General features: G+C 61.9%; 24 protein-coding genes. 15 read left to right on the top strand and 9 right to left on the bottom strand.

Annotated features, from left to right (window positions below):
* Window positions 1-14 precede the first annotated feature (14 nt).
* Window positions 15-224: a hypothetical protein gene (locus tag HJB84_RS00380; RefSeq protein ID WP_405049107.1), complete on the bottom strand. Its 210-nt coding sequence runs from the start codon at window positions 222-224 to the stop codon at window positions 15-17.
* Between the two features lie 115 nt (window positions 225-339).
* Here HJB84_RS00380 and HJB84_RS00375 point away from each other — a divergent pair, with 115 nt between their 5' ends.
* Both HJB84_RS00375 and HJB84_RS00370 read left to right on the top strand, forming a co-directional pair.
* Window positions 340-1,413, top strand: coding sequence for a tartrate dehydrogenase (locus HJB84_RS00375; RefSeq protein ID WP_207584929.1), 1,074 nt, complete (start codon window positions 340-342; stop codon window positions 1,411-1,413).
* A 201-nt stretch (window positions 1,414-1,614) separates the two neighbouring features.
* Window positions 1,615-2,091 (top strand): Lrp/AsnC family transcriptional regulator, encoded by a 477-nt coding sequence (locus HJB84_RS00370; protein WP_007634620.1) that lies wholly within the window; start codon window positions 1,615-1,617, stop codon window positions 2,089-2,091.
* A 398-nt stretch (window positions 2,092-2,489) separates the two neighbouring features.
* On the opposite strand, the gene HJB84_RS00365 is transcribed toward HJB84_RS00370, so the two are convergent.
* Together HJB84_RS00365 and HJB84_RS00360 are read right to left on the bottom strand one after the other, a co-directional pair.
* Complete coding sequence (locus HJB84_RS00365) at window positions 2,490-3,866, bottom strand: aspartate aminotransferase family protein (RefSeq protein WP_221114946.1); 1,377 nt, start codon at window positions 3,864-3,866, stop codon at window positions 2,490-2,492.
* A gap of 13 nt (window positions 3,867-3,879) precedes the next feature.
* A complete protein-coding gene (locus HJB84_RS00360) occupies window positions 3,880-4,713 on the bottom strand; it encodes a GNAT family N-acetyltransferase (RefSeq protein WP_221114945.1) in 834 nt (277 codons plus the stop codon).
* 394 nt (window positions 4,714-5,107) lie between these two features.
* Here HJB84_RS00360 and HJB84_RS00355 point away from each other — a divergent pair, with 394 nt between their 5' ends.
* Complete coding sequence (locus HJB84_RS00355; RefSeq protein ID WP_207584932.1) at window positions 5,108-5,776, top strand: haloacid dehalogenase type II; 669 nt, start codon at window positions 5,108-5,110, stop codon at window positions 5,774-5,776.
* Window positions 5,777-6,025: 249 nt separating this feature from the next.
* Here HJB84_RS00355 and HJB84_RS00350 read toward each other — a convergent pair whose 3' ends face one another.
* From HJB84_RS00350 to HJB84_RS00340, 3 genes are all read right to left on the bottom strand, one after another.
* The gene (locus HJB84_RS00350; protein WP_207584933.1) at window positions 6,026-7,483 is read right to left on the bottom strand and encodes an NAD-dependent succinate-semialdehyde dehydrogenase; all 1,458 of its coding nucleotides are present in this window, start codon (window positions 7,481-7,483) and stop codon (window positions 6,026-6,028) included.
* Window positions 7,484-7,761: 278 nt separating this feature from the next.
* Window positions 7,762-9,216 (bottom strand): aldehyde dehydrogenase family protein, encoded by a 1,455-nt coding sequence (locus tag HJB84_RS00345; RefSeq protein WP_221114944.1) that lies wholly within the window; start codon window positions 9,214-9,216, stop codon window positions 7,762-7,764.
* A gap of 126 nt (window positions 9,217-9,342) precedes the next feature.
* On the bottom strand, window positions 9,343-10,620 hold the full coding sequence (locus HJB84_RS00340) for an FAD-binding oxidoreductase (protein WP_221114943.1): 1,278 nt from the start codon (window positions 10,618-10,620) through the stop codon (window positions 9,343-9,345).
* Window positions 10,621-11,148: 528 nt separating this feature from the next.
* Between HJB84_RS00340 and HJB84_RS00335 the strand changes: the two genes are divergently transcribed.
* Window positions 11,149-11,718, top strand: a complete 570-nt coding sequence (locus HJB84_RS00335) for a cupin domain-containing protein (protein WP_259670983.1) — start codon at window positions 11,149-11,151, stop codon at window positions 11,716-11,718.
* A gap of 122 nt (window positions 11,719-11,840) precedes the next feature.
* Here HJB84_RS00335 and HJB84_RS00330 read toward each other — a convergent pair whose 3' ends face one another.
* Genes HJB84_RS00330 through argE form a run of 3 tightly spaced genes read right to left on the bottom strand, consistent with a single transcriptional unit; the run spans window position 11,841 to window position 14,278 of the window.
* A complete protein-coding gene (locus tag HJB84_RS00330; protein WP_221114941.1) occupies window positions 11,841-12,197 on the bottom strand; it encodes a cupin domain-containing protein in 357 nt (118 codons plus the stop codon).
* Window positions 12,198-12,211: 14 nt separating this feature from the next.
* Entirely contained in the window at window positions 12,212-13,135 is a 924-nt protein-coding gene (locus HJB84_RS00325; RefSeq protein ID WP_221114940.1) for a glyoxylate/hydroxypyruvate reductase A, read from the bottom strand.
* Between the two features lie 15 nt (window positions 13,136-13,150).
* Window positions 13,151-14,278 (bottom strand): acetylornithine deacetylase, encoded by a 1,128-nt coding sequence (gene argE / locus HJB84_RS00320; protein WP_221114939.1) that lies wholly within the window; start codon window positions 14,276-14,278, stop codon window positions 13,151-13,153.
* A gap of 242 nt (window positions 14,279-14,520) precedes the next feature.
* On the opposite strand from argE, the gene HJB84_RS00315 reads away from it, so the two are divergent.
* The 11 genes from HJB84_RS00315 (at window position 14,521) to HJB84_RS00265 (ending at window position 26,032) form a co-directional block, all read left to right on the top strand.
* On the top strand, window positions 14,521-15,396 hold the full coding sequence (locus tag HJB84_RS00315) for a GNAT family N-acetyltransferase (RefSeq protein WP_207584940.1): 876 nt from the start codon (window positions 14,521-14,523) through the stop codon (window positions 15,394-15,396).
* A 324-nt stretch (window positions 15,397-15,720) separates the two neighbouring features.
* Window positions 15,721-17,172, top strand: coding sequence for an NADP-dependent succinate-semialdehyde dehydrogenase (gene gabD, locus HJB84_RS00310; protein ID WP_207584941.1), 1,452 nt, complete (start codon window positions 15,721-15,723; stop codon window positions 17,170-17,172).
* Between the two features lie 251 nt (window positions 17,173-17,423).
* The gene (locus HJB84_RS00305) at window positions 17,424-17,690 is read left to right on the top strand and encodes an acylphosphatase (RefSeq protein WP_221114938.1); all 267 of its coding nucleotides are present in this window, start codon (window positions 17,424-17,426) and stop codon (window positions 17,688-17,690) included.
* Window positions 17,691-17,841: 151 nt separating this feature from the next.
* Window positions 17,842-18,495 (top strand): Rieske 2Fe-2S domain-containing protein, encoded by a 654-nt coding sequence (locus HJB84_RS00300; RefSeq protein ID WP_221114937.1) that lies wholly within the window; start codon window positions 17,842-17,844, stop codon window positions 18,493-18,495.
* Complete coding sequence (locus HJB84_RS00295) at window positions 18,492-19,337, top strand: aromatic ring-hydroxylating dioxygenase subunit alpha (RefSeq protein ID WP_207584944.1); 846 nt, start codon at window positions 18,492-18,494, stop codon at window positions 19,335-19,337. Before HJB84_RS00300 ends, HJB84_RS00295 begins: the two co-directional genes overlap by 4 nt.
* Window positions 19,334-19,996, top strand: a complete 663-nt coding sequence (locus HJB84_RS00290) for a glutathione S-transferase family protein (RefSeq protein ID WP_221114936.1) — start codon at window positions 19,334-19,336, stop codon at window positions 19,994-19,996. Before HJB84_RS00295 ends, HJB84_RS00290 begins: the two co-directional genes overlap by 4 nt.
* A 1-nt stretch (window position 19,997) precedes the next feature.
* Window positions 19,998-21,377 (top strand): amidohydrolase, encoded by a 1,380-nt coding sequence (locus HJB84_RS00285; protein ID WP_207584946.1) that lies wholly within the window; start codon window positions 19,998-20,000, stop codon window positions 21,375-21,377.
* A 25-nt stretch (window positions 21,378-21,402) separates the two neighbouring features.
* Window positions 21,403-22,500 (top strand): BMP family ABC transporter substrate-binding protein, encoded by a 1,098-nt coding sequence (locus HJB84_RS00280; protein ID WP_221114935.1) that lies wholly within the window; start codon window positions 21,403-21,405, stop codon window positions 22,498-22,500.
* 3 nt (window positions 22,501-22,503) lie between these two features.
* The gene (locus HJB84_RS00275; protein ID WP_221114934.1) at window positions 22,504-24,024 is read left to right on the top strand and encodes an ABC transporter ATP-binding protein; all 1,521 of its coding nucleotides are present in this window, start codon (window positions 22,504-22,506) and stop codon (window positions 24,022-24,024) included.
* On the top strand, window positions 24,024-25,124 hold the full coding sequence (locus HJB84_RS00270; RefSeq protein ID WP_207584949.1) for an ABC transporter permease: 1,101 nt from the start codon (window positions 24,024-24,026) through the stop codon (window positions 25,122-25,124). The genes HJB84_RS00275 and HJB84_RS00270 overlap by 1 nt, the downstream gene beginning before the upstream one ends.
* Window positions 25,121-26,032 carry an ABC transporter permease gene (locus HJB84_RS00265; protein ID WP_207584950.1) on the top strand — a complete coding sequence of 304 codons (912 nt, stop codon included), beginning with the start codon at window positions 25,121-25,123 and terminating at the stop codon, window positions 26,030-26,032. The genes HJB84_RS00270 and HJB84_RS00265 overlap by 4 nt, the downstream gene beginning before the upstream one ends.
* Window positions 26,033-26,052 lie beyond the last annotated feature (20 nt).

Below are 26,052 nucleotides of genomic sequence, written 5' to 3'. Positions count from 1 at the left end.
GCGAATGAACATGCTCAGGCCGATGCCGAATATCTTTCGCGGTTGGGCCTCAGGAGATCGAGCAGCGCATCTCTCTGCGGATCACGGGCTGCCTTCATCCAGGCCACCGCCAGCGGCAGTTTCGGCGTCGGTCGCCCGGCTTCCTCTTGCACGGCAGAGGCAAGAGAGGATGTCCATCGTGGGACGACGGCGAGGCCGAGGCCGGCCGCAACCATGCTGACGATGGTTTGCTTTTCATCGGCGACCTGGGTGATATCACGGTGCAGGCCGGCTGCCGCAAACAGGAGCGCGCAGGCCTCAGCGGATAAGACCTGCGGAAGATGTTACGGGAGAAAATCGATGCGTGAATACTCAATCGCAGCCATCCCCGCCGACGGGATCGGACCTGAGGTCATTGCTGCCGGGTGCACGGTGCTTGCAAGTCTGGAAAAACGTCTCGGCGACGTGAGGTTCGCCATCGAAAATTTCGACTGGGGTTCCAACTACTACAAGAAGCACGGCGTGATGATGCCGTCCGACGGACTTGAGCGGCTGAAAAAATTCGACGCGATCTATTTCGGTGCCGTCGGCGCGCCGGATGTTCCCGACCACATCACCCTCTGGGGGCTCAGACTGCCGATCTGCCAAGGCTTCGACCAATATGCCAATGTCCGGCCGACCAGGATCCTTCCGGGCATTACCCCTCCGCTGCGCAACTGCGGTGTGGGCGATCTTGACTGGGTGATTGTCCGCGAGAATTCCGAAGGCGAATACTCCGGCCATGGCGGCCGCGCCCATCGCGGCCTGCCCGAGGAAGTCGGGACCGAGGTCGCCATCTTCACGCGCGTCGGCGTCACCCGCATCATGCGCTACGCCTTCAAACTGGCGCAGGCGCGGCCGCGCAAGTTGCTGACGGTCGTGACCAAGTCGAATGCCCAACGCCACGGCATGGTCATGTGGGACGAGATCGCTGCTGAGGTGGCTGCAGAGTTTCCTGACGTCAGCTGGGACAAGATGCTGGTCGACGCCATGACGGTGCGGATGACGCTGAAGCCGCAGAGCCTCGACACGATCGTCGCGACCAACCTGCATGCCGACATCCTCTCCGACCTCGCCGGTGCGCTGGCCGGCAGCATCGGTGTCGCCCCCACTGCGAATATCGATCCGCAGCGGCGTTTTCCCTCGATGTTCGAACCGATCCATGGCTCGGCCTTCGACATCACCGGCAAGGGCATCGCCAACCCTATCGCGAGCTTCTGGACCGCCGCGCAGATGCTCGACCATCTCGGCGAGCAGGAGGCCGCGGCTCGTCTCATGCGCGCCGTCGAAGCGGTCACCGGCGCGGGCATCCTCACCCCCGACCTCGGCGGCACCGCCACGACCAAAGAGGTCACGGAGGCCGTCTGCGACGCGATCCATTCCTCCAATATCTAGAACACGGCCGCGGGGTGTCACACATCGTTGCGTCTCCGGTCAGGGGCAGCATAAAATGCTGTCTTAGGCCAAGCCGCATCCCGTTCGTCCCTCCCCGAGCCCCCGAAACGCGATCGACTCGAACCTCCAATGTGTTAGTGTTGGGAAAGTGGCGGCACAATATGCTGCGGCGTTAGCAGGTTCGACAGGCGGAGTGGAGCGATGAAACTCGACCGGATCGATATAAAAATTCTGCATGAATTGCAGAAGAATGGCCGCGTCACCAATGTCGAGCTCGCCGAGCTCGTCAACCTGTCGCCGAGCCCCTGCCTGATGCGGGTGAAGAAGCTGCAGTCGGAAGGATATATCGAGGGCTACTCCGCACAGATCAATGTCGCCAAGCTCGGACAGACGTTGACCGTTTTCACCGAGATCACCCTGAAGAACCACCGGCAGATCGATTTCGCCCGGTTTTTGACGACGGTCGAGAAGATCGACCAGGTGATCGAATGTCATCTGGTCTCCGGCGGCTACGATTATCTGTTGAAATTCGTGACGGCCGGGATCGGCGAGTACCAGACGATCATGGAGCGGCTCTCCGACATGGAGATCGGCATCGACAAGTATTTCAGCTTCGTCGTTCTGAAATCGCCGATCGTCAAGGCGCACATGCCATTGACGAGCCTATTTCCGCTCTAGAGCCTTTCCTGGTCAGCTTGAAGCATTCTGCCGGAGCAGGTTTTCGACAGGGCAGAGGCGATTGGCGACGGGCATACCCTTTGGTACGTCCGAGCCGATCGCCTCTGATCCTGGCGGAAAGATGCCCGGCCCTTCGGGTTGGCTGAAACGGGCCGCCTGCTCGACCGGCCGGCTTGGCCGTAGAGCTGAGCTACGACGCGCGCCGGCCGGTCGAGCATCCGACTCCGTTTGAGCCAACAGAATGATTCAATCTGACCAGGAAAGGCTCTAGTTTGGTGGTCGACCCCGTCAAGGGTGCGCGGCCGCGGGGGTGACAAGGGCCGGATGCTCACATGGCATCGGCCTTTGCCATATGTTTCGTTTTATCGCAGGGATCACGGAAACGGCTGCCTGCCCGCTCAGCCCTTCAGGGCCGCGCGTACATCGGGGTCAGCAAGGGTGTCGTCCAAGGTTTTGCGCGTGCGCTCGATGATCGCGTCGATGTCGGCGTCGGTGCAACAGAGCGGCGGCGCATAACCGAGGACGCCGTTGCCAAAGGCACGGATGACCAGGCCGTTTTCCCAGGCGCGGTCGAAGATCCGGCGCGCCGGATCGGCGGCTGCCGGCAACGGCGTCTTCTTCTCCTTGTCGATCACCAGTTCGATGGCGGCGAGCATGCCGCGGCCGCGCACATCGCCGACGAGCGGATGGTCCTTGAGGCCTTCAAGCCCCTGCATCAGCCTTGCGCCGGCCTTCCGGCCGTTCGCCAGGAGACCGGTTTCATAAAGGTTCAGCACTTCGAGGCCGACGGCGGCGCTGACGGGGTGGGCCGAATAGGTATAGCCGTGACCGACGGCCGCGCCACCAGCGCCATCCGCAATGGTTTGGTAGACGTGGTCGGCCATGAAGACCGCCCCCATCGGCACATAGCCGGAGGTCAGACCCTTTGCCGTGGTGATGAAGTCCGGAACGATCTCGTCCTCCTCGCATGCAAAGAGTGGGCCGGTGCGGCCGAAAGCGGTGATCACTTCGTCGGCGACAAAGAGGATGCCGAGCTCGCTGCAAAGCGCGCGCATCGCCTTCATCCAGCCCTTCGGTGGCACCAGCACGCCGCCCGAACCCTGGATGGGTTCGGCATAAAAGGCGGCGACGCGTTCGGGACCGATCTCTTCGACCTTGCGACGCAGGGCTGCGAGGGAGGAGTTGATGATCGCCTGCGGGTCCTGGCCGACGGGGTTGCGATAGGCGTAGTGGGAGGGAATTTTATGCTGCCAGTCGAAGGGAATGCCGAAGCCGGCGTGGAACAGTGGAAGTGCCGTCAGCCCTGCCCCGACAGTCGAAGAACCGTGATAACCTTGCTCAAGGGAGATGAACTGGTCGCGCTGCGGCTGCCCGCGGGCGATCCAGTAATAGCGGATGAAACGGATCGTGCTGTCGACGGCATCGGATCCGCCCAGGGTGAAGTAGACATGGTTGAGGTCGCCTGGAGCCCGTTCGGCCAATGCCGCGGCAAGCCGGATCGCCGGTTCCGAGCCGAGACCGAAATAGGTTGTCGCATAGGGCAGGTCGCGCATCTGCCGCGTTGCTGCCTCGACGATCGATTCATGGCCGTAACCGGCATTGACGCACCACAGGCCGGCAAAGCCGTCGACCAGCTGCTTGCCGGAAGCATCGGTCACCGTCGCGCCTTTGGCGGAAGCGAGCACACGCACGCCGAGCTTTTCATGATTGCGGTAGGAGGCGACCGGATGCACGAGATGGGCGCGGTCGAGTTCGGCAAGGGAATTGCTGTACATCATACTCTCCGGATCAGCCGAGCGCCTGGTTGGCGAGGGCGAAGATGGTGGCGACGGAATCGGCGTCTGGAATCGATGGCTTCATCATGGCGATGCCGCCACCGACATGGGCGAAGCCCTGTTCGACCAGCCAGTCGGACAGGCCGGCGGCGGCGGTGGTATCGACCCTGAGAAACACGCCGGGCCGCCGGGCGATGAAATGAGCGACGAGCGCTTTGGCGTCCTCCAGGTTCCCGGCAACGACGGGGCCGATGACCTCGCCCCGGCCGAAGGTGCGGATGACCGCAAAACCGGTGACGCCTCCGCTACGGCGGATGACGGCAAATTCCCCGACCTTGGCGAGATATGCGATCAGATCGGCGCGATCGGCGCCGAAGGCCTGTCGATCGAGTTCGGTGATCACGGGAGAATCGGCAATGGCGGCGGCTGACGTCGCCATCGGCGCGGCGAGTTCTGCTGCGATGCCTTGGTGCTGCAGAATGCGGCCGGTCTGGCGGAAGCCGAGCTTCTCATAGAGCGGAAGGCCGTCGGCGGTCGCAACAAGCCGGAGCGGGCGTTTGCCGGCAAGCTCTATTGCGGCATCCATCAGCCTGCGGCCAAGCCCGCGGCCGCGCATGGCTTCATCGACGATGACCATGTTGATCGTGGCGCACTCTTGCTTGTAGGGGGTCATGAGCACGGTGCCGACCACCCGGTCGTTCTCGATCGCCACAACGCCTTCGCTCAAGGCAAGCGCCATCTGCCAATCCTCAGGGCGATGGGGCCAGCCTGCCTGCCGCGACAGGTTGAGAGCGGCACCCAGGTGTTCGGTGCCGAAAGCGGCGAAATCGATCTGGCTTGTCTGCATGACACTTCCTTCATTTCCTGGGTGGAAGTGTGAAGGAGTGCGGGTTGGCTAATCGTCTGAAGGCTACGCTCTGAGCGGTATCTTATCGTTTTCCCTTTGTCGCCCGCCGCATCTTATGCTGGCATGTAGGCTCCACGGGGCGGATCTCGCGCAAAATTCGCTGCACTCGCCGCAACGAGCCGGTGAAACAGTGGGATATAGCATGGGTGACGTAGTCAATCGTCCGCCGCCCTTCCGCGCCCGCCAGCCGGCGGGGGTCCGCAACCATCTGCCAAAGCCACCTTTCGATACGAAATAATCTGCTTCGTTAGCCGCCACATTCAGGCGAGCCGAGGGGCGGGCCGCGTCTATCATGGGTTCAAATGCCCCGGTCCACTCTCCAAAGGATATGCCCATGACCCTGTCGCGTCCGAAATACATCACCTTCGACTGCTACGGTACGCTGACCAACTTCCAGATGGCGGAAGCGGCACACGACCTTTACCGCGACCAGCTCGATGAACCCCGCATGGCCGAGTTCATCCGGAATTTCGCCGCCTATCGCCTCGACGAGGTCCTGGGCGACTGGAAACCCTATGCCGAGGTCGTTCACAATTCGATCGAGCGCAGTTGCAAGCGCAACGGCGTCAAGTTCAACGACGAAGATGCCCGCACGGTCTATGAGCGGGTGCCGACTTGGGGGCCGCATGCGGATGTGCCGGCGGGTCTTGCGAAGGTTGCCAAGGAGATCCCGCTGGTGATCCTGTCGAACGCGATGAATTCGCAGATCATGTCGAACGTCGAAAAGCTCGGTGCGCCCTTCCATGCGGTCTACACGGCCGAACAGGCGCAGGCCTACAAGCCGCGCCTGCAGGCCTTTGAATACCTGTTCGACATGCTCTGCTGCGACCCCGAAGATGTCGTCCATTGCTCCTCCTCGTTCCGTTACGATCATATGTCGGCTAACGATATCGGCATCAAGAACAAGGTGTGGGTGAACCGCGGCCACGAGCCCGCCAACCCGTTCTATGGTTACGTCGAGATCGCCGACATCTCCGGCCTCCCCGGTGTTTTCGGTCTCTAAAGCCAACGAAGGAAAGCGCGGGCGGCTTTTCCGCCCGCGCTTGTTTTTAAGTATCGGCCGGGCTCGCAGGCCGCCAAGGCAATTCGTTGCGGTAACGTCATGAAGTCGTGTTGCCGGTACTGGCAAGGTCGATTGTCGACCGCCCGGCCGGTGCCTAATCCGTATCCGTTCGCCCGCCGTGAAGTAAAAATGTGGCGCTCCCGCGTGCGCCACATTGCTGCTGGTTCTCACCTCATGATCGTTTCGGGCTCAGCTCAGCCCACCAATGTGGAAGCTCTTCATTTCGAGATATTCCTCGATGCCAACCTGGGCTCCCTCCCGGCCGAGGCCAGACTGCTTGACGCCGCCGAAAGGGGCGACTTCGGTCGAGATCGCGCCGGTGTTGAGCCCGATCATGCCGAATTCGAGCGCCTCGCCGACGCGCCAGGAGCGCTTCAGGTTTTCGGTGTAGAAGTAGGCGGCAAGGCCGAAGGGTGTGCCGTTGGCGATTGTGATCGCTTCGTCTTCCGTCTCGAAGCGGAAGAGCGGTGCAACCGGGCCGAAGGTCTCTTCGCTGGCAAGCAGCATGTCGGTTGTCGCCTCCGTCAGCACCATCGGCGCGGCGTATTGCCTGCCTTCCGCCACCGTGCTGCCCCGTGCGGCGATCTTGGCGCCTTTGGCCAGAGCGTCGTCGACATGGCGGTTGATCTTCTCGATCGCCGCAGCGTTGATCATCGGGCCGATGACATTGCCCGGCTCCGTACCGGGGCCGACCTTCATGGCGTTGACGCTGGCGCCGAGTTTCTCGGCAAAGGCATCATACACGCCGGCCTGTACCAAGATGCGGTTGGCGCAGACGCAGGTCTGGCCGCCGTTGCGGAACTTGGACAGGATTGCGCCTTCGACCGCGAGATCGAGATCGGCATCATCGAAGACGATGAACGGCGCATTGCCGCCGAGTTCGAGGGAGAGCCGCTTGACGCTGTCGGCGGCGCCGCGCATCAGAAGCGAGCCGATCCGGGTCGAGCCGGTGAAGGAGATTTTCCGCACCGTCGCGTTTGCCATGAACTCGTTGCCGATCTCAGTCGGCATGCCGGTGACGATATTGATCACCCCTGCCGGAATGCCGGCGCGCTCGGCAAGGATACCCATGGCAAGCGCCGAATAGGGGGTGAATTCCGAAGGCTTGATGACAACCGTGCAGCCGGCCGCCAAGGCGGGCGCCACCTTTCGGGTGATCATCGCGATCGGAAAATTCCACGGGGTGACGATCGCGCAGACGCCGACCGCTTCCTTGAGGACGATGATGCGGCGATCCGGTGTTGGCGAGGGAATGGTGTGGCCGCCGATGCGGCGGGCTTCTTCGGCAAACCATTTGACGAAGGAGGCACCGTAACGGACCTCGGCGCGAGATTCATCGAGAGGCTTGCCCTGCTCGAGCGTGATGAGCAGCGCAAGATCCTGGAGATTTTCGATCATCAGCGCATACCAACGCTCGAGCAGAACCGCACGCTCGGCATGCGTCCTCTTCTTCCATAGGGTGAAAGCGGCCTGGGCTGCGCCGATCGCCGCGCGGGTCTCGGCGGTTCCCATATCCGGGACAGTGCCAAGGCTTGCCTGGGTGGCCGGATTGGCGACGCTCACCGTTTTGCCCGACGCTGCCCTCGACCAGATCCCGTCGATCAGGCCGGCCTGCTGAAAAAGGTCTTTGTCTTTCAACTCAAGCATATCGTTTCCTCTCGGACCATTGGTCGTCGGCTGCAAGAGCCACCGTGATGAATGAATTTCGTCCCGTGCCGCCATCGCAGCCCTCGACGTGTTCCCGGGCTGAGCTTAGCGAAACAGGGCAAGCAGCATGCATCGACTGCGGGTGCCAGAGCGGTGGAAAATAACGTTTTGCGCGAGGCGACAGTCAGATTCGGTTGTTGCCTTGACGCTTCGGCTGATGGCCTTCAAAGGTCGGGAGGACGTGCAGAAGGAGCCATCGGCCAGCGTTGACGGATGCCCTAGAAGTATCCGAGGATGGATTTGACTTCGAGGTATTCGAGCATGCCCTCAATGCCGAATTCGCGTCCATTTCCAGATTGTTTGAAGCCGCCAAAAGGCGCGTGTGGATCCCAGGCCGGATAGTTGAGATGCACTTGTCCGCAGCGGATCTGTGAGGCGACGTCCTTGACAATGTCTATATTCTTGCCCTGCACATGCGCAGCCAGGCCGTAGACGGTATGGTTGGCGATGGCGATGGCTTCGTCCACCGTGTCGTAGGGAATAAGGCAGAGGACCGGGCCGAAGATTTCCTCCTGGGCGATGCGCATGTCTGTGCGCACGTCCGAGAAAACCGTCGGTTTAACGTAGAACCCGGCATTCAGTCCGGCTGGGCGACCCTCTCCGCCGGCAACGAGCGTAGCGCCTTCCGCAATTCCGACGCCGATCATGGTCTGGATCCGATCGAACTGGGCGCGGTTGGCGATCGCACCGTGCGTGGTGGCGTTTGAACGGGGATCACCGACGACGATCTCATCTGCGGCCCTCTTGGCAAGCGACTCGATCTCGGAGAGCCGCGTGCACGGTACGATCATCCGCGTCGGCGCGCTGCATGATTGGCCGAGATTGCGGAAAGCAGCCGCTATGCCTAAGGAAACGGCTCGATCGAGATCGGCGTCCGGCAGGACCACGTTCGGTGACTTGCCGCCAAGCTCCTGCGCGACGCGCTTGACAGTCGGCGCGGCAGCCTGAGCCACCGCGATACCGGCGCGGGTTGAGCCGGTAATGGAAATCATGTCGACATCGGGATGCGACGCGAGGACCGAACCGACGGACGGGCCGTCACCATTGATGAGGTTGAAGACGCCGGAGGGGAAGCCGGCGTCCTCGATCGCCTCAGCAAACAGCAGCGCGTTGAGGGGAGAAAGCTCGCTGGGCTTCAGCGCGACAGTACAGCCTGCGGCGAGTGCCGGCGAAACTTTGGCAGTGATCTGGTAGAGCGGCCAGTTCCATGGCGTGATCAGTGCGCAGACACCGATCGGTTCGTGGGTGATGGCGGTGTGGCCGCGCTGCTTGACGAAGGGGAAGGCTTCCAGGACCTCGCGAGCGACCTTGACATGGGCGACCGCCAGCGGCACCTGCGCGGTGCGCGAATATCCGATCGCCGCGCCCATTTCGAGGCTCAGGCACTGCGCAAACAGTTCGCTACGGGCTTCGAGCAGCGCCTGCAGGCGCTCAAGCAGGCCCGCGCGGTATTCCGGTTTGGTGCGGCTCCAGGTGGCGAAGGCCCGTCGGGCGGCGGAAACAGCCGCATCGACATCCTCGGCGTTTCCGAGCGCAAAGTGGGTCACCACCTCTTCCGTGGCAGGGTTGACCACGACGCCCTTGGCGGTGCCCTTGGGTTCGAGCCATCGACCGTCGATGAAGAACTTGTCCAGACGACCGTTGCGGGACAGGTGTTCGAGAGGCGTGATCATCTTACAAGGTCCTTCATGCGGCAATTGCGCGGAGGATCGGCAGGGACCAGGGGTGGCCGTCCATGACGTCGTCGGCCGTCCCCAGGTGAGGCCGTCTAGCCGCGACCGGGGCGGCGCCAGGATCGGTCAGGGCAGCAGGTCCTTCATGCGGTAATAGGTGCCGACGATCGGCAGGAACCACGGATTCCCGGTATGCATCGGAACGGCGGGCCAGGCGAAGCCGTCGAGTGGATTGGCGTCTTTGCGCCCCATCGCCATATTCGCCAGGGCGTTACCCATGAAGGTCGACAACTGGGCTCCGTGGCCGGAATAGCCCATGCTGTAAATCACACCCTCGGCGCTGCCCGCGCGGGGATAACGGTCTTGCGTGCAACCGACGAGGCCGCCCCAGCAATAGTCGATCTCGACGTCGGCAAGCTGCGGAAACATGCCGAGCATCTGCTGGCGCAGAAGCTGGCCAGAGCTGACGTCGGTTTTCTGGTTCGACACAGTCGAAAATCTTGCCCTCCCCCCGAACAGCATGCGGTTGTCGGGCGTCAGGCGGAAATAGTTGGCGATGTTGAGCGAGTTGGTGAAGTTGCGGTTGCCCGGAACCGTCGCGGCGACCTCCTGCGGCGTGAGCGGGCGCGTCGCAATGATGAAGGAAGCGATCGGCATGAGCCTCCGGCGGAAATAGTTAAAGACGCTTGGCGTATAGGCATCGGTCGCCAGGATGACCTGGCGCGCAGTAAGCGAGCCGGTCGGTGTGGTTAGCCGCCATCCATTCGGCACGCGTTCGCGGCCGGTGACCGGGTTTCGCTCCCAGATCGCAGCACCATGGCGACGGGCCGCCTGCGCCACGCCGTTGGCGTAGCGTCCCATGTGCATCATGGCGGATTTCGGATAGAGAATCCCACCATGGAAGGCATCCGATAGCACCTCCTTGCGGAGGTCCTCACGCGTGAGCCATTCGGCTGACGGGTCGACCTCGCGACGGATTTCGTCTGACATCGCCTGCAGCTTGCCGACATGAGAGGGCTTCGAGGCAAGCTTGAGCTTGCCGCCCCTGCGGAAATCGCAGGCGATCTTTTCTTCCTCGATGATCCGTTCGATCATGTCGATCGAGTCATCATAGGCTCGCCACAAGCGCCGCGCCCGGTCTTCTCCGAGATGCTGCCTGGCGGCACTGAAGCTTGCGAAATGACCGCTGTTAAGGTGCCCTCCATTGCGGCCGGAGGCACCATACCCGACGTGCTCGGCTTCCAACAGAGCGACCTTCACACCGGATTGCGCCAGTGTGCGCGCGGCGTTGAGCCCCGTGAAGCCGGCGCCGATCACTGCAACCTCGAAATCTCCCGAGACGGGGTCGACGATGCCTCCTGCGAATGGGATTGAGGTGTCATGCCAGTAGGAAGCAAATTTCATTGGCGCATGCCCTTATGCTCGTCTGATCCGAATGCCTGAAGTATATGCCTGCTTGCGCTGGAGAGGTGCGGCGCAGGCGGCCTTGTTTCGCAACAATTGCCTGTGTTGGGGGCAGCAAACCACAGGATATTCTGTTTATGCGCCAACTCCGCAGCCCACCCCTTGAAGCCACAGATTAGGATCTACGCAGAATTCGGTCCCGAGGTGCTTCCAGGAGTAGACCATGTCCGATGATGCTCTGCTGTTGCCGAAGTGCTGCTGCATCGGGCCGACTCCAAAGGACTGGGAACGAGCCTGGCCTGGCCTGATAAATCGGCTTGCGGCCCGTCGGCACCAGCACCAGACCTATGAATGTCGCACCAAATTGGGAGTCAGACGATGACCGGTAAGACCATCCTCCTCTTCGAGGCGAAAAGCGGATCTGCTCCGGAAGGCCAGCGACGCACCTTAGGGCCAGACGACATATTCGGAGCCGGCCGCGATATCGTCTGGAGCGCTTCGGGCGGGGTTTCCGCCGGATCCGTGCATTTGAACGGAAAGACCTCGATCGCCAGCTTTCCCCATACGGAATCCCTGGTTGTCTTGGCAGGGCGACTTGTCCTGCATTCGGGCGGCTCAACATTTGATCTCACATCCGGCGACAGCGTGGTCATCGGCCGGGGCAGCGACATCACGGCGGAAGCGGAAAAAGGCACCCGCTGGATCTTCTGTGCGACGACCGCGGCAACATTGAGCACGCAAGGCGTCGTTGCGATCGATAGGCAGGTTGCACTTGCCCCCTCCCCGCCGCCTCCGGCGCAGTTCGTGGAGGGGGACACACCTCAGTGCAGTCACTTCAGGGCATTTTCCGACGAGGCGGTCGGCTTTCGAACAGGTGTCTGGGCGACGACTCCGCACGTCCGGCTGTCGCGCCCTCATCCCGTCCATGAATTGATGTACATCCTGGAGGGGCAGGCTGATGTGACCGATGGAGACGGTACGAAAACGTCAGTCGAGGCGGGAGACGCGATCTTCGTCGGTCGCGGGACGATCAACCGCCTATCGATCCACGGCAACCTCAAGAAGATCTTCGCCATCGTCGAAGGCCTGGAGATTTAACCGGATCAGCGGCCTCGTCTGCGGATAGAACGCCGAATGTTGAGGCTTACCCTTCTGCCGGCCTTCGGTGCTTCTATGCGGCAGGCGCGCCCATCTTTCGGGCGAGCGCCGTTGGCAGTCGCTCAGTCGTAAACGCAGACGTAGATCTTGCGCACGGTCTCGATGGTACGCCAGACGCCGACAAAACCGGGCTTCATCACGAAGCTATCGCCGGCACGGTAAGTCTTCGTCTCGCCGTCTTTTTCGTCGATTTCAACGACACCGGAAATGATGTGACAGAACTCGTAGACCGTGCCCTTGATGGAATGGTGCTCGCCGGGCGTCGCTTCCCAAATGCCGGTCAGCACCTTCTCGCCTTTTGAGGCATCTTGCGCCCAGGTCTTGTAGGCGGGATTGCCTGAAATCAGCCGTTCTGCGTCCGGCAAGGCCTGTTTGGGGGTGAAATTTGGATCGATATCGATAGTCAGAAGAAGCGACATGTCATTTTCCTCGTTTAATAACCGCGTGTCCGATCGACCAGGCCGATCAGCTTTTCGCCGGCGCGGTGGCGCCGAATATTTTCAGTGACCGATTGCGCTGCCGTTTCCGGTTGCGTGACGGAGGCGATGTGCGGCGTAATCGCTACTTTCGGATGTTGCCAGAGTGGATGTTCTGCCGGCAGCGGCTCGGGATCGGTGACATCGAGAATCGCCGCGGCAAGACGGCCGCTATCGAGAGCCTCGATCAAAGCCGCGTGGTCAAGGTGCGGCCCGCGGCCCACATGCAACAGCCGTGCGCCGCCCGGCAGCTGTGCGAAGAGCTCGGCATTGAGGATGCCGCGCGTCTCGTCGGTCAGCGGCAGCAGACAGACCAGGACGTCGGTCTTCGCCAAAAAGTCGGCCAGTCCATCCGTGCCATGATGGCAGGTGACGCCGTCGATTTGCTTCTTGCTTCGGCTCCATGCTGCGAGTGGAAATTGGAAGGGCTTCAAGCGTTCGATCGCCGCCTGCGCCAGGATGCCGAGGCCCAGGAAACCTATTCGGCGCTGTGCGGCCTGCGGCGCGGCGAGCGTCTGCCAAACAGACTGTCGCTGCAGCTCCCGGTAAGCAAGAATATCGCGGTGGAGCGTCAGGACGCCCAGAGTGACGTATTCCTGCATCATCCGGATAATGCCGTCCTCGACCATGCGGACGACCGCTACGTGGTCCGGTAGGCTGTCTTGTTTGAGCTGATCGACGCCGGCGCCGATGCAAAACAAAACTTCCAAATTGCGGTAACGCGAGATATCGCTGGGGATCGTCCATGTCAGAAGATACCGCACCCTTTGCGGATCCACCGGCTGGCCCCGCCCGACGAACTCCAGATCCGGCAGTTCGCGCGCAAAAATCTCCTGGAAGATCGCACCGCGTGTGGCATCGGAGTTGAAGAGAAACGCCATGAGAATCGCCTTCTTTCAGCCTTCGGCAAGATGGGCGCCGAGTTCTTCGATCATCGTCTGGCATGCTGCGAGTTCGCCAAGCTCGATGTATTCGTCAGGGCGGTGTGCGCGACCAATATCCCCAGGACCGCAGATGATGGAATCGATGCCAGCCTGCTGGTAGAGCCCGGCCTCCGTGCCATAGCTTACGGCGGCAAGCGGCTCCTGCCCCGTCAATTTCATCAGCAGCGCTGCGAGGTCGCTGCCTGCGGGGAGCGCCAGTCCGGGGTAAGCGCTCAGCTCGTGCCAGCCCACCTCGAAACCCTGGACTTTGAGAGCAGCGAGCCTCGCCCTTACCGGCTCCAGCAGAGATGACGGGGAGATACCGGGCACAGCGCGGGCCTCGATATCGGCGGTGCAGCGATCCGGGATGATATTGACCGCCTGGCCGCCGGTAATGACACCAACCTGCAATGACGAGTAGGGAGGCGCGAAATCATCGTGGAAGGGCCCGTTCGTCAGGGACTTGCCGTATTCCGCAACCTCGGTGATCAGATTGGCCATGGCATGAATGGCGTTTAGTCCGAGATCCGGACGGGAAGAATGCCCCGAGCGCCCGATCACCTCGAGGCGGACAGCTGCTTTGCCTTTGTGCGCCCGGACGGCCTGCATCCGGCTCGGCTCACCGATGATTGCGCCCAGCGGGGCATTGCACAGGTTTGGCAGCTCAGCGATGAGATGCGGTACGCCGCGGCTGCCTGCCTCCTCGTCATAGGAGAAGGCAAGGTGAATTGGCCGCCGCAGGTTCATGGCGGCAAGCTTCGGCAATGCGGCCAAGGCGCAGGCGAGAAAGCCTTTCATGTCGCTGGTGCCACGTCCGAAAAGTCTGTCTCCCTCAGCGCGCAGAACGAAAGGATCCGAACTCCATTCCCGTTCGCCGGCCGGCACGACATCCATGTGCCCGGACAGAATGTAACCCTGGCCTTCGCGCGGTCCGACAGTCGCGAAAAGGTTGTACCGGTCACCTTCCGGGCCGAGATGGACCGTCACATCGGCTCCCGCCTTCCGGCAATAGTTACGTATCCAGTCGGCAATCGCGCCATTCGGCGTGCCGACAACGGAGGGAAATGCGATCAACCTTGCGAGAATTTCTTTGACGTCCATGCGAGTGACCAAGTTGCCTTCAGAGTGGTCTAGATGTTACTAAGCCTAAGCGCAGGGATGCGTTTTACCTGCTGAGTAGGGCTTCGGTTCAGCTGAAGATTTCGAATTGTTGCGATGAACAAGCCAATCCTGCCGGCCTTGGTGTGCAATATTGTGACTTGGTTGCAATCGGCGCATGATCAAAGACACTGTCTACCTCCAGTGGAGCTTGGTGATCCGGCGAACGGAGCGGATATCCGAAAATGCAAAAATCAGTGCGCCTGAAATCATTCGAATTGATCGCGCAGGATATAAACAGTGTCGATGTCAGCCTGCTTCACGCGCTGTCGATCGGCGTCGGCTGGCCGCACCGGCCCAAAGACTGGGATCTCCTGCGGCGCGCTGGGCTTGGCATCGTTGCGGTCGATGGCATAGGACGCGTCTTCGGAAGTGCGATGTGGTTTCCGCATGGCGATGATTTCGCCACGATCGGGCTGGTGATCACCTCGCCTCGCACGCAGGCGCAAGGGACCGGGCGATGGCTCATGGACCAAGTGTTCGAGCAGTGCGGCGACCGCAATCTGAGCTTGAATTCGACCCATGCAGCTTACAGACTTTATGTTTCGCTCGATTTCACCAAGGAAGCGATTGTCTATCAATACCAGGGAGATGTTGGGCCGAAGCTTCCTCCCCTGCCGGAGCTGAATGGGCAGTTGAGCGAACTGTCCAGCGACAAAATCGAGGAGATCAACGCTCTCGATACGCGAGCCTTCGGCACCGATCGCGGCAAGTTGATCGCTTTGCTTGCTGAGGGGGCGTCCATTTGCACACTCCGGCGAGGCGACGAAATCGTCGGCTATTCCATGTGCCGCGAGTTCGGGCGTGGCCATGTGATTGGTCCGATCGTGGCAAGCAATGATCAGGACGCGATCAATCTTGCCGCCGTGCATCTCAAGGATTTGGCAGGCGGGTTCGCACGTGTTGATACCCGAGAGAAAGGCCTGTTCGCCGAGTTCCTTCAACAGAGCCGGCTCGCCGTCTCCGATACCGTTACGACCATGTCCAAGGGGCGTAATTTCTTAAATAGGCAGAGCGGCGAACCGGCGGTTTATGGTTTGGCCGGCCATGCGCTAAGCTAGTGTAATGGACTGGCGAAATCTAATTTTACGCTGATGGATTACCTTCTCCCCCGTACTGACGGGCAGAAGGGACGTGCCCTACAAGACCCTGGTGACGGAGAGGCTGCGGCATTCGCCCGTTTACGGGGGTTCGAAGGACGGGTCGAGACCCGTGGCTCGACCCCGGTCGGTGGCGGCAGCCGGATGGGCAGTTGTCGGCGATCGCGTGCCTGAGGTGTCGAGCGCATTCCCGCAAAATTGTGTGGTGGATTGCACAAACACGAAAAGAGATAGAGCATCCCCGCGACTCGAAGAAACAGAAATGGTCTATCTGAGGAGACAGTCATGGAATTGAAGGACGCAACTTTGTTTCGGCAGGCCGCATTGGTCGGCGGCGATTGGATCGAGGCCGGGGACAATGCGATCGCCGTGGATAATCCCGCGACCGGCGAGATCATCGGCCGCGTTCCCAATCTGGGGGCTGCGGAAACCAAGGCGGCGATTGCCGCAGCCGAGATTGCGCAGAAGGAATGGGCAGCCCGCACCGCCAAAGAACGGTCGGTGATCCTGCGGCGCTGGTTCCAGCTGATGATGGACAATCAGGACGATCTCGGCCGCATCCTGACATCAGAACAGGGCAAGCCGCTTGCTGAAGCCAAGGGCGAGATCGCCTATGGCGCGAGTTTCATCGAATGGTTTGCCGAGGAGGCGCGGCGTGTCTACGGCGACATCGTTCCCGGCCATCAGAAGGACAAGCGCATTCTGGTGATGAAGCAGCCGATCGGTGTCGTTGCCGCCATCACCCCGTGGAATTTCCCGAATGCGATGATCACCCGCAAGGCGGGGCCGGCCTTTGCCGCCGGCTGCGCCATGGTGTTGAAGCCGGCCTCGCAGACGCCCTTTTCGGCAATTGCCATTGCCATCCTTGCCGAGCGCGCCGGCTTCCCCAAAGGCCTGTTCAGCGTCTTGACCGGCTCGGCGCGCGCCATCGGTGGCGAGATGACCGCAAGCCCCGTCGTACGCAAGCTGACCTTCACCGGCTCGACCGAAGTCGGCACCGAGCTTTACAGGCAGAGCGCCGCGACCATCAAGAAGCTTGGGCTGGAACTCGGCGGCAACGCCCCCTTCATCGTCTTCGACGATGCCGATCTCGATGCGGCCGTGGAAGGTGCTTTGATCGCCAAGTTCCGCAACAACGGCCAGACCTGCGTCTGCGCCAACCGCCTCTATGTGCAGGAGGGTGTCTATGACGCCTTTGCCGAGAAGTTGTCGAAGGCCGTCGGAGCGCTGAAGACCGGCAACGGCTTCGACGAGGGCATCAATCTCGGCCCGCTGATCGACGAGGCAGCACTTGCCAAGGTCGAAGAGCATGTCGCCGATGCGCTTTCCAAGGGCGGCCGGGTCATTGCCGGCGGGCATCGCCATCGGCTCGGCGGGCGCTTCTATGAGGCGACGGTGCTGGCCGACGTCGCCGCTGGCATGGCTGTGGCGAAGGAAGAGACGTTCGGACCGGTGGCTCCACTCTTCCGCTTCAAGGACGAAGGCGATGTGATCGCCCAGGCCAACGACACCGAGTTCGGTCTCGCCTCCTATTTCTACGCCAAGGATCTCGCCCGGGTCTTCCGGGTCGCCGAAGCGCTGGAATACGGCATGGTCGGCGTCAATACCGGGCTGATCTCGACGGCCGAAGCCCCCTTCGGCGGCGTCAAGCTCTCCGGCCTCGGCCGCGAAGGCTCGAAATACGGCATCGAGGAATTCACCGAAATCAAATATGTCTGCCTCGGCGGCATCGCCTGAGGCCAAAACAAGGCCCAAGACAAGCATAGCCCATCCACGATTTCTGTTCTTTTCGAGAAACGGCCGTCATGGCTATGGGCTTGCCGTCGAGGCGGCGTCATCGACCTGTCGGCTCACCACGGTGCAAGCTGAGCATCGTGGAGGGTCACCGGCCTTTTGCAGAGCAAACTCCGACGGCGTATCCTCGATTCGATGATGACCCTTTCGCAAGTTCATCCAGGCGCTATGGTGCAGGAAAAGCAAGGGCGAGCATGGGACAAGATACAAGCCACCTTCAGGAGCGGATGACGATTGTCGGTGATCTCGAGGCTGCGTCCTTTGTCCCCTGGATCCGGCGCCATGCCGCCAAGCTCGGGCTCTCGCACAGCATATCTCATACAAGTTCGATGCGGATCGAACTCGAGCTTTCAGGACCGGAGGATTTGATCGACATGATGGAGGTGGGGTGCTCGCTGGGGCCAATCGACGTATGGGTCGAGAGCATAGAACGCACGGCGATCATCGGAGAAACGGCCTGACACCAAATGCGGTTTTTTGCGATGTGCATATTATTTAATCAATATTGCCAATGCGAAATAACTATGCAAACGTGAGGCCTTGAGCGCAACTGCCTTGAGGCCAAGGTGGAGCGTGCTCTACAAAACATAGTATGGTTCAGGAAGTCTAGTCATGCCATCCGATACGACCGGCTTTTGGACGCCAGTCGCCCTTTCCCGGGATCTGCCGGCCGCAACCGTCATGCCGGCCCGGACGGCATCTGGATCGATAGCCCTCTGGCGCAGCGCTTTGGGGCGTATATCGGCATCGGCGGATCGCTGTCCGCACCGCGGCATGCGTTTGTCCCATGGCTTCGTGCGCGGCGAGGCACTTTCCTGCATCTATCACGGCTGGAGCTATGGTCAGGCCGGAAACTGTCTGCGCATTCCCGCCCATCCGGGGCTGGCGCCGCCGGAAACCATCCGTGTCGCCACCCATGACGTCGAGGAAGCGGGCAGCGTGATCTGGGTGGCGGTCGGCACGCCCACTTCGAAGCCGCCGAGGCTTGACAGCCTCATGCCCCTGCGCTCGCTGACGGCGTTTGCCGGCACTGCCGCGATCGAGGCGGCAGCCGGCGTGAAGGCGAACCCTGACGGTCTTATCGAGATCGACGCATCCACGGGCAGCTTCTGTCTGCTATTATCCGCTCAGGAAGATGGGCAGACGCTGATCCATGTGCTGCTGAAGGGTGACGTCGGCCCCGCCGTCGCCATCGGCGCTTCGCGGGCCGCCGAAGGCCTGCGCCGCCGGGCTGAAGGTCTTCAGAAAAAGGAGATCGCGCGGTGAGGATGCAGGCGATGATCGACGAATGGTATCCGGTCGGGCTTTTCAGTCAGCTTGAGAGCCCCGGTCGCAGGACGGCGTTGATGGGCGAGCCGATCGAAGTGGCGAGCGACGCCGATGGCAATGCGCGGGTAACGGCCGGCGACGGCCGTGTTCTGCCGGTGCGCGTACGTTACGGCCATGTTTGGTCTTCCCTCGGCGAGCCGAAGAAGGATATTTTCCCGATCCCCGAGGCCGACCAGCCCGGCCGCCGTTTCGTCGACGTCGGCGTGGTGCGGGTACGCTGCTCGCCCCTGCGCGCCGTCGAGAACTTCCTCGACATTGCCCATTTCCCCTTCGTCCACACCGACATTCTCGGTGCAGAGCCGCACACGGAGGTTCAGAACTACAAGGTCGAGATCCGCGAGGAGGAAGACGAAGTCTGGGCAACGCAGGTGAAGTTTTACCAGCCGCAGGCCTCCAAGTCGGCAAGCGGCGGGATCACCACGGAGTATATGTACCGCGTGCCGGCACCGACCTGTTCCGTGCTCTACAAGACCTGCCCGCCGCGCCCGAGCGAATGGGATGTCATCACGCTCTTCGTGCAGCCGCTGGCCGAGGACCTGTGCGACGTCTGGCCGTGGATGGCGCTCTTCGACGACGAAACTGCGATGACCGACCTCATCCACTTCCAGCAGACGATCTTCCTGCAAGACCGTTCGATCCTCGAAAACCAGATCCCGCGGCTCCTGCCGCTTGATCCCGGTATGGAAATCCCGACGCGGGCCGATCTGACATCGATCGCTTACCGGCGTTGGCTCAAGCGTCACAATTATACTTACGGCGCACAGCTGGTGGCGCAATGAGGCTCTACGACTACATTCTTTCCCCCAGCTGCTACAAGGTGCGCCTGATGGCGGCGCTGACCGGCGTGAAGCTGGAACTTCGTCCGGTGGATTTCCATCCCGGCGCCGAGCATCGCGGCCCCGAGCTTCTCACCCTCAATCCGGCAGGCTCCATTCCGATCCTGGAGGATGGTGATCTGATCCTGACCGAGTCGTCGGCGATTCTCGTCTATCTCGCCGCCAAGGCAGCACCCGAATGGCTTGGTAATGGCGCGGCGTGGGAAGCGGCCCAGGTGCAGCAATGGCTGTCGTTCTCCGGCCGGCTGACGGCAAGCCTCGGCGGCGCGCGACTTCATGAGATGCTGCTGCGGCCGGGCGATATCGGCGCGCTGCAGGCCCAGGGTATCGCCGCACTTCGCGAGCTCGAGGCCGGGCTCGTCGAGCAGGGTCTTCGCGGCGTGCGCTTTCTTGCCGCCGACCGGCCGACAATTGCCGACATCGCCTGCTTTCCCTATGTGGCGCTGGCGCCCGATGGGGGCGTGACGCTGGATGCTTATCCCGCCATCCGGCTCTGGTCGCGGGCGCTGCGAGCCCTCGACAAGTTTATCGAAATGCCGGGTATTCACCGGCTGCACGAATTGAAGCCCGAACCTCATATCGAAGAACCGGGCGAGGCGTGACATGACCGGCTATCTCCTGAAGAACTGCGCGGCCGTGATCGTCGACGAGGGCAAGGGGCCGGTCGTCCGTCGCCATGTCGATCTCCTGACCGACGGTTCGGCGATTGTGGCGATCGGCGAAAATCTGGCGGCGGACGCGCTTTTCGCCGGCACGACTGTTCAGGATGCTGCCGGCTGGTTCGTCTATCCCGGCCTCGTCAACACCCATCATCATTTTTTCCAATGCTTCGTGCGCAATCGCGCCGATCTCGACTGGACGAAGCTTTCGGTCATCGAGTGGCTGGACTGGATCTACCCGATCTTTTCGCAGCTCAACGAGGAGTGTTTTTACCACTCCTCCGTCACGGCGATGGCCGAGATGATCAAACATGGCTGTACCACGGCTTTTGACCATCAATACAATTTCCCGCGGCACGCCGGGAAGCGGCTGATCGACCGCCAGTTCGAAGCAGCCGAACTGTTCGGCATGCGCTTCCACGCCGGCCGCGGCGGCAATACCCTGCCGAAGTCGGAGGGCTCGACCATTCCCGACGAGATGCTGGAAACGACCGATGAATTCATCGCCGACTGCGCCCGGCTGATCGACACTTACCACGATGCCAACCCCTTCAGCATGCGCCAGGTCGTGGTGGCGCCCTGCCAGCCGGTGAATTGCTATCGCGAGACCTTTGCGGAATCGGTGGCGCTGGCGCGTGATCGCGGCGTCATGATGCACACCCATGTCGGCGAGGGCGAAAGCCCGGTCATTCATGCGCGCCATGGCATGCGCACGGTCGATTATCTGGAAGAAGTCGGCTTTGCCGGGCCGGACACCTTCTATGCCCATTGCTGGGAGTTGAGCCACGACGAACTCAGGAAGATGGCGGCGAGCCGCACCGGCGTGGCGCACTGCCCGGAGCCGGTCTATCTGGTCGGCGCTGAAGTCACCGACATTCCCGCCATGGCCGCCTTCGGCCTGCGCATCGGCCTTGGTTGCGACGGGGCCGCCTCCAACGACAATTCCAACCTGATGCACTGCCTGCACTCCGCCTATATGCTGCAGTGCCTGGTCTCCTCCAGCCGCGCCCATCCCGTGCCGCCGCCCGTCGATTTCCTCGGCTACGGCACGACAGGCGGTGCGAGCCTGCTCGGCAGGCGCGACATCGGCCGGCTGGCGCCCGGCATGGCAGCCGACCTGTTTGCGATTGACACGCGCCGCATGGATTATGTCGGTACGCGGCACGATCCGTTGAGCCTGATTGCCCGCGTCGGCATCGGCATGGCGACCGACATGACGATGATCAATGGCCGCATCGTCTGGCAGAAGGGGGAATTCCCCGGTCTCGACGAGGCCAAGCTTTCTGCCGACGCCGAGGCTGCACTCGCAGCCGTGAAATTCTAAAAACCAAAAAAGGGAACCCGTGAACATGACCAAATTGACCCGCAGAAACCTGATGACGGCCGCTGCCGCCACCGGCCTTGCCGGCGCGCTCGGCCGCCGTCTTGCCTTCGCCGCCGACCAGCCGCTCGGCATCACCCTCGTCGTCCCTTCGCCGATCGGCGACGTCGGCTGGGGGCACGCCCTTGCCGCCGGTCTCGAGCCGATCAAGGCCGCTTACGGCGACAAGGTGAAGGTCACGGTGCTTGAGAATATCGCCGAAGGCCCGGACGCCGACCGCATCATGACCAAGACCGTCGCCGACGGAAATAAGTTCCTGATTGCCGGCTCCTTCGGCTATCAGAACGGCGCCCTGCAGATCGCCCGCCGTGATCCGAGCGTGACGGTCCTGCATGCCTCCGGCTTCCAGGTTGCTCCGAATTTCTCGCCGTTCGCCGCCAAATATTTCCAGGGCACCTATCTGCTCGGCATGGCCGCGGCGGCGCTTTCCAAGACCGGCAAGCTCGGCTCCGTCTCGGCCTTTGCCATTCCCGAGCTCATTACCTCGATCAACGCCTTTACGCTCGGCGCCCAGGCGGTGAAGCCGGATATCGAAGTCTCCGTCGTCTGGGTCAATTCCTGGTTCGACCCGGCCAAGGAGCAGGAGGCAGCCAAGGCGCTGATCGCGCAGAAGTGCGACGTGATCTTCTCCAATGCACAGGACACGCCATCCGTCATCTCTGCCTGTGAGGACGCCGGCGTCTACGCCTTCAACCTCAATTCGTCGATGAAGAAGTATGCGCCGAAAACCTATCTCGGCTGCATCTCGACGGACTGGTCGCCCTTCTTCAAGGCTTCGGTCGATGCCCATCTCGCCGGTACGTTCAAGGGGGCCAATACGTTCCTCGGCGTCGCCGACAAGGTCGTCGAAGTGGTCGACTGGAACCCAGATATTCCGGCCGACGTAATGACCAAGATCAAAGAGGTCGAGGCAAAGATCGCCGACGGCAGCTTCTCGCCCTTCACCGGGCCGATCACCAAGGCCGACGGCAGCGAAGGTGCCGCCTCGGGCGCAACCATGGCCGACCCTGAGATCATCGCCATGAATTGGCACGTCAAGGGCGTCTCGACGCCGCTGCCGAGATAATTCATGACCACCCCGCTCCTGTCGCTGCGTGGCATTTCGAAAAGCTACGGCCAGATCCATGCCAATCAGGCAATCGATCTGGACGTGGCTCCGCAATCGATCCATGCGATCCTCGGAGAAAACGGGGCGGGAAAATCGACGCTGATGAAGCTGATTTACGGTGTCGAGCAGCCGGACGACGGAGATGTCGTCTGGGAAGGAACACCCTTGCGCCTCGCCTCCCCCGCGGAGGCGAGGCGCAAGGGCATCGGCATGGTCTTCCAGCACTTTTCGCTGTTCGAGACATTGACGGTCATCGAGAATATTCAGCTGGTGGTGCCGGGTCGCAAAGCTGATCTCAAGGAACGTATCCGGACGCTTGGGCGGGAGTTCGGCCTCGAAGTCGATCCGCTTGCCCATGTGCATGCGCTGTCGGTCGGCGAGCGGCAACGGGTGGAGATCATCCGAAGCCTGATGACCAATCCGAAGCTGCTGATCCTTGACGAGCCCACCTCCGTCCTGCCGCCGCAACTGGTGGAGAAACTCTTCGACACCCTGCGTCGGCTGCGCGACGGCGGCGTTTCCATCCTGCTGATTTCCCACAAGCTCGAAGAAATTCGGGCGATCTGTGACCGCGCGACGATTCTGCGGAGCGGACGCGTGACCGGAGATATCGACCCGCGCGATCACGACGCCCATGACCTTGCCCGGATGATGATCGGCCGCGATATGCCGGCACCCATCTCGGCGCTGCCGCTGTCTGGCGGGGAAAAGCGGCTGGAGATCATCGGTTTGGACCACCAGCCCGACGATCCCTTTGCGGTGCCGCTCTCCGGCCTCAGTCTCGAAGTGCGTTCCGGCGAAATCCTTGGGATCGCCGGTATTTCGGGCAACGGCCAAAGTGAGCTTGCCGCGCTGATTTCGGGCGAGACCATGCTGGGGCGCGAACAACGCGACCGGATCTACATGATGGGAATGGATGTCGGCAGGCTCGATGCCGCCGCGCGGCGGCAGCTCGGATTTGCCTTCGTTCCGGAAGACCGGCTCGGACGCGGCGCCGTGCCGGAAATGTCGCTCGTCCTCAACAGCTTGCTGACGGCCCATCCACTCAAGCTTTTACGGCGTGGTCTCATCGAAAGGGCACGAGCGATGACATTCACCAAGGATTGTATCCGTCAGTATGATGTCCGCACACCCGGTCCGGATGCGGAAGCCGGCACCCTGTCCGGCGGCAACCTGCAGAAGTTCATCGTTGGCCGCGAAATCATGCTGTCTCCGAAATTGCTTTTCGTGGCGCAGCCGACCTGGGGCGTCGATGTCGGCGCTGCATCCGCCATCCGCAGCCGCCTGGTCGCATTGCGCAATCAGGGCATGGCGATCCTCGTCATTTCCGAGGAACTGGAAGAACTGTTCGAGCTCTGCGATTCCATCCAGGTGCTGCATCACGGCCGGCTCAGCCCGCCGCTCGCAACGCGGGACACGAAGCCCGAGGAGATCGGCCGATACATGATCGGGGCACATACCTCGCCCGAGAAAGTCCAGTGATGAGCGCTTGGTTACCCGCTTCCGTTCCCACCCTGGTCCGCCGGGAGCGTGCATCGCTGGCTGCGGCCCTCTGCGCACCCGTCATCGCGCTCGGGGGGGCGATCGCACTTAATCTTTGCCTTTATGTCTTGATGGGCCGCGACCCCGTCGCGGTCGTCTATGCGATGCTTTTCGAGCCCTTCCTCTCCTGGGCTTCATTTTCGGAAGTGCTCTTAAAGGCTGGGCCCCTCCTCCTCATCGCCCAGGGGCTGGCAATCGGCTTTCGCGCCAAGGTTTTCAATATCGGCGCCGAAGGCCAGTTTATCCTTGGGGCGATCTTCGCCTCCGCCATTCCGGTCTGGTTTCCCCAGGCGACGGGCCAGTGGATCTGGCCGGCGATGCTGCTGCTCGGCGCCATCGGCGGCGCACTCTGGGCTTCTCTTACCGCCTTCTGGCGCGTACGCCTCAACGCCAACGAGATCCTCGTTTCGCTGATGCTGAGCCTCGTTGCCGCGCAACTGTTGAACTATCTGCTGCTCGGCCCCTGGAAGGATCCGAACGGCTTCAATTTCCCGCAGTCGGTGATGTTCCAGTACGATGCGATGGTGCCGACCCTGATTGCCGGTACTCGTGTCAACGTCTCCTTCCTCATCACCCTCGTTTTGTCGGTTGCGGCCTGGGTCTTCATGCAGAAGAGCTTCATCGGCTATAAGCTGCAGGTCGGCGGCCTGGCGCCGAGGGCTGCCGGCTACGCCGGCTTCAGGGAAGGTTGGGCGATCTGGCTTTCGCTGCTGATCGGCGGTTTTGCTGCCGGCCTTGCCGGCGCCGCCGAAGTTGCCGGTCCGCTCGGCCAGCTGCAGCGTTCGGTCGCGAGCGGCTATGGTTATGCGGCCATCATCGTCGCCTATCTCGGCGGCCTGCATCCAATCGGCATCGTGGTCTCGGCGCTGGTCATGGCGGTCATCTATATCGGCGGCGACAATGCCATGGTCTCGGCCGGCCTGCCGATCGCCGCCGTCCGTGTCTTCCAGGGCAGTCTGCTGCTCGCCTACCTGATCGCCGTCGCCTTCGTGCGCTACCGTCTTGAATGGCGCCGCACCGCCCAGCGGAGCCTGCCATGAACGCCATCGAGTTCATTCTTGCCGGCATGCTTGCTGCCGCGACACCGTTTCTTCTGGCAGCACTCGGCGAACTGGTGGCCGAGCGCGCCGGTGTCCTCAACCTCGGGGTCGAGGGATTGATGGCGCTTGGCGCCGTGCTCGCCTTCATCGTCGTTTATCATGGCGGCGGACATTTTCTCGGCTTCATCGCCGCAGGGCTCGGCAGCGCTGCCCTTTCCCTGCTTTTTGCCTTCGTCACGCTCGGGTTCCGGGCAAACCAGGTGGCCGCCGGCCTTGCCATCGGCATCCTTGGCCAGGGCCTCTCGGCGCTTTTCGGCAAGACCTATGAAAGCCTGACGGTCAAAGGTCTTTCAAAGCTTGCTCTTCCAGGGCTGTCGGAACTCCCGGTCATCGGCGGTCTTTTCGTCCAGGACATCGTCGTGTGGATTTCGCTCGCCGCGACCCTCGCTCTCTGGGCCATACTTGCCTACACCAAGCTTGGTCTCATCGTCCGGGCCGTTGGCGAGAACCCGAAGGCCGCCCACGCTATCGGCTATTCGGTCATATCGGTCCGTATCCTCGCCATCGCCTTCGGCGGCGCGATGGCCGGCTTCGCCGGCGCCTACGCGGCGGTCGTCTACACACCACTTTGGGCCGACGGAATGATCGCCGGACGCGGCTGGATCGCCGTCGCTCTGGTCGTCTTCGGGACCTGGCTCACCGGTCGCATCTTCCTCGGCGCCTGCCTCTTCGGTGCGGTCTCGCTGATGGGGCTTGCAGCCCAGGCAAGCGGGCTGGACGTTCCCTCGCAATTGCTCTCGAGCCTGCCTTATCTGGTCACGATCATCGTGCTCGGCATCATCTCCGCCGACCGCCGCCTGCTGAAACTGAACGGCGTCGCTTCACTGGGCGAACCATTCGAGCGATAGAGCATCGTGCGGAAAGGTGT

Source organism: Rhizobium sp. NZLR1b, from assembly GCF_019685155.1.
Classification (GTDB): Bacteria; Pseudomonadota; Alphaproteobacteria; order Rhizobiales; family Rhizobiaceae; genus Rhizobium.
The sequence above is the reverse complement of the archived record's forward strand: the minus strand, read 5'-3'. Positions and strand labels throughout refer to the sequence as shown.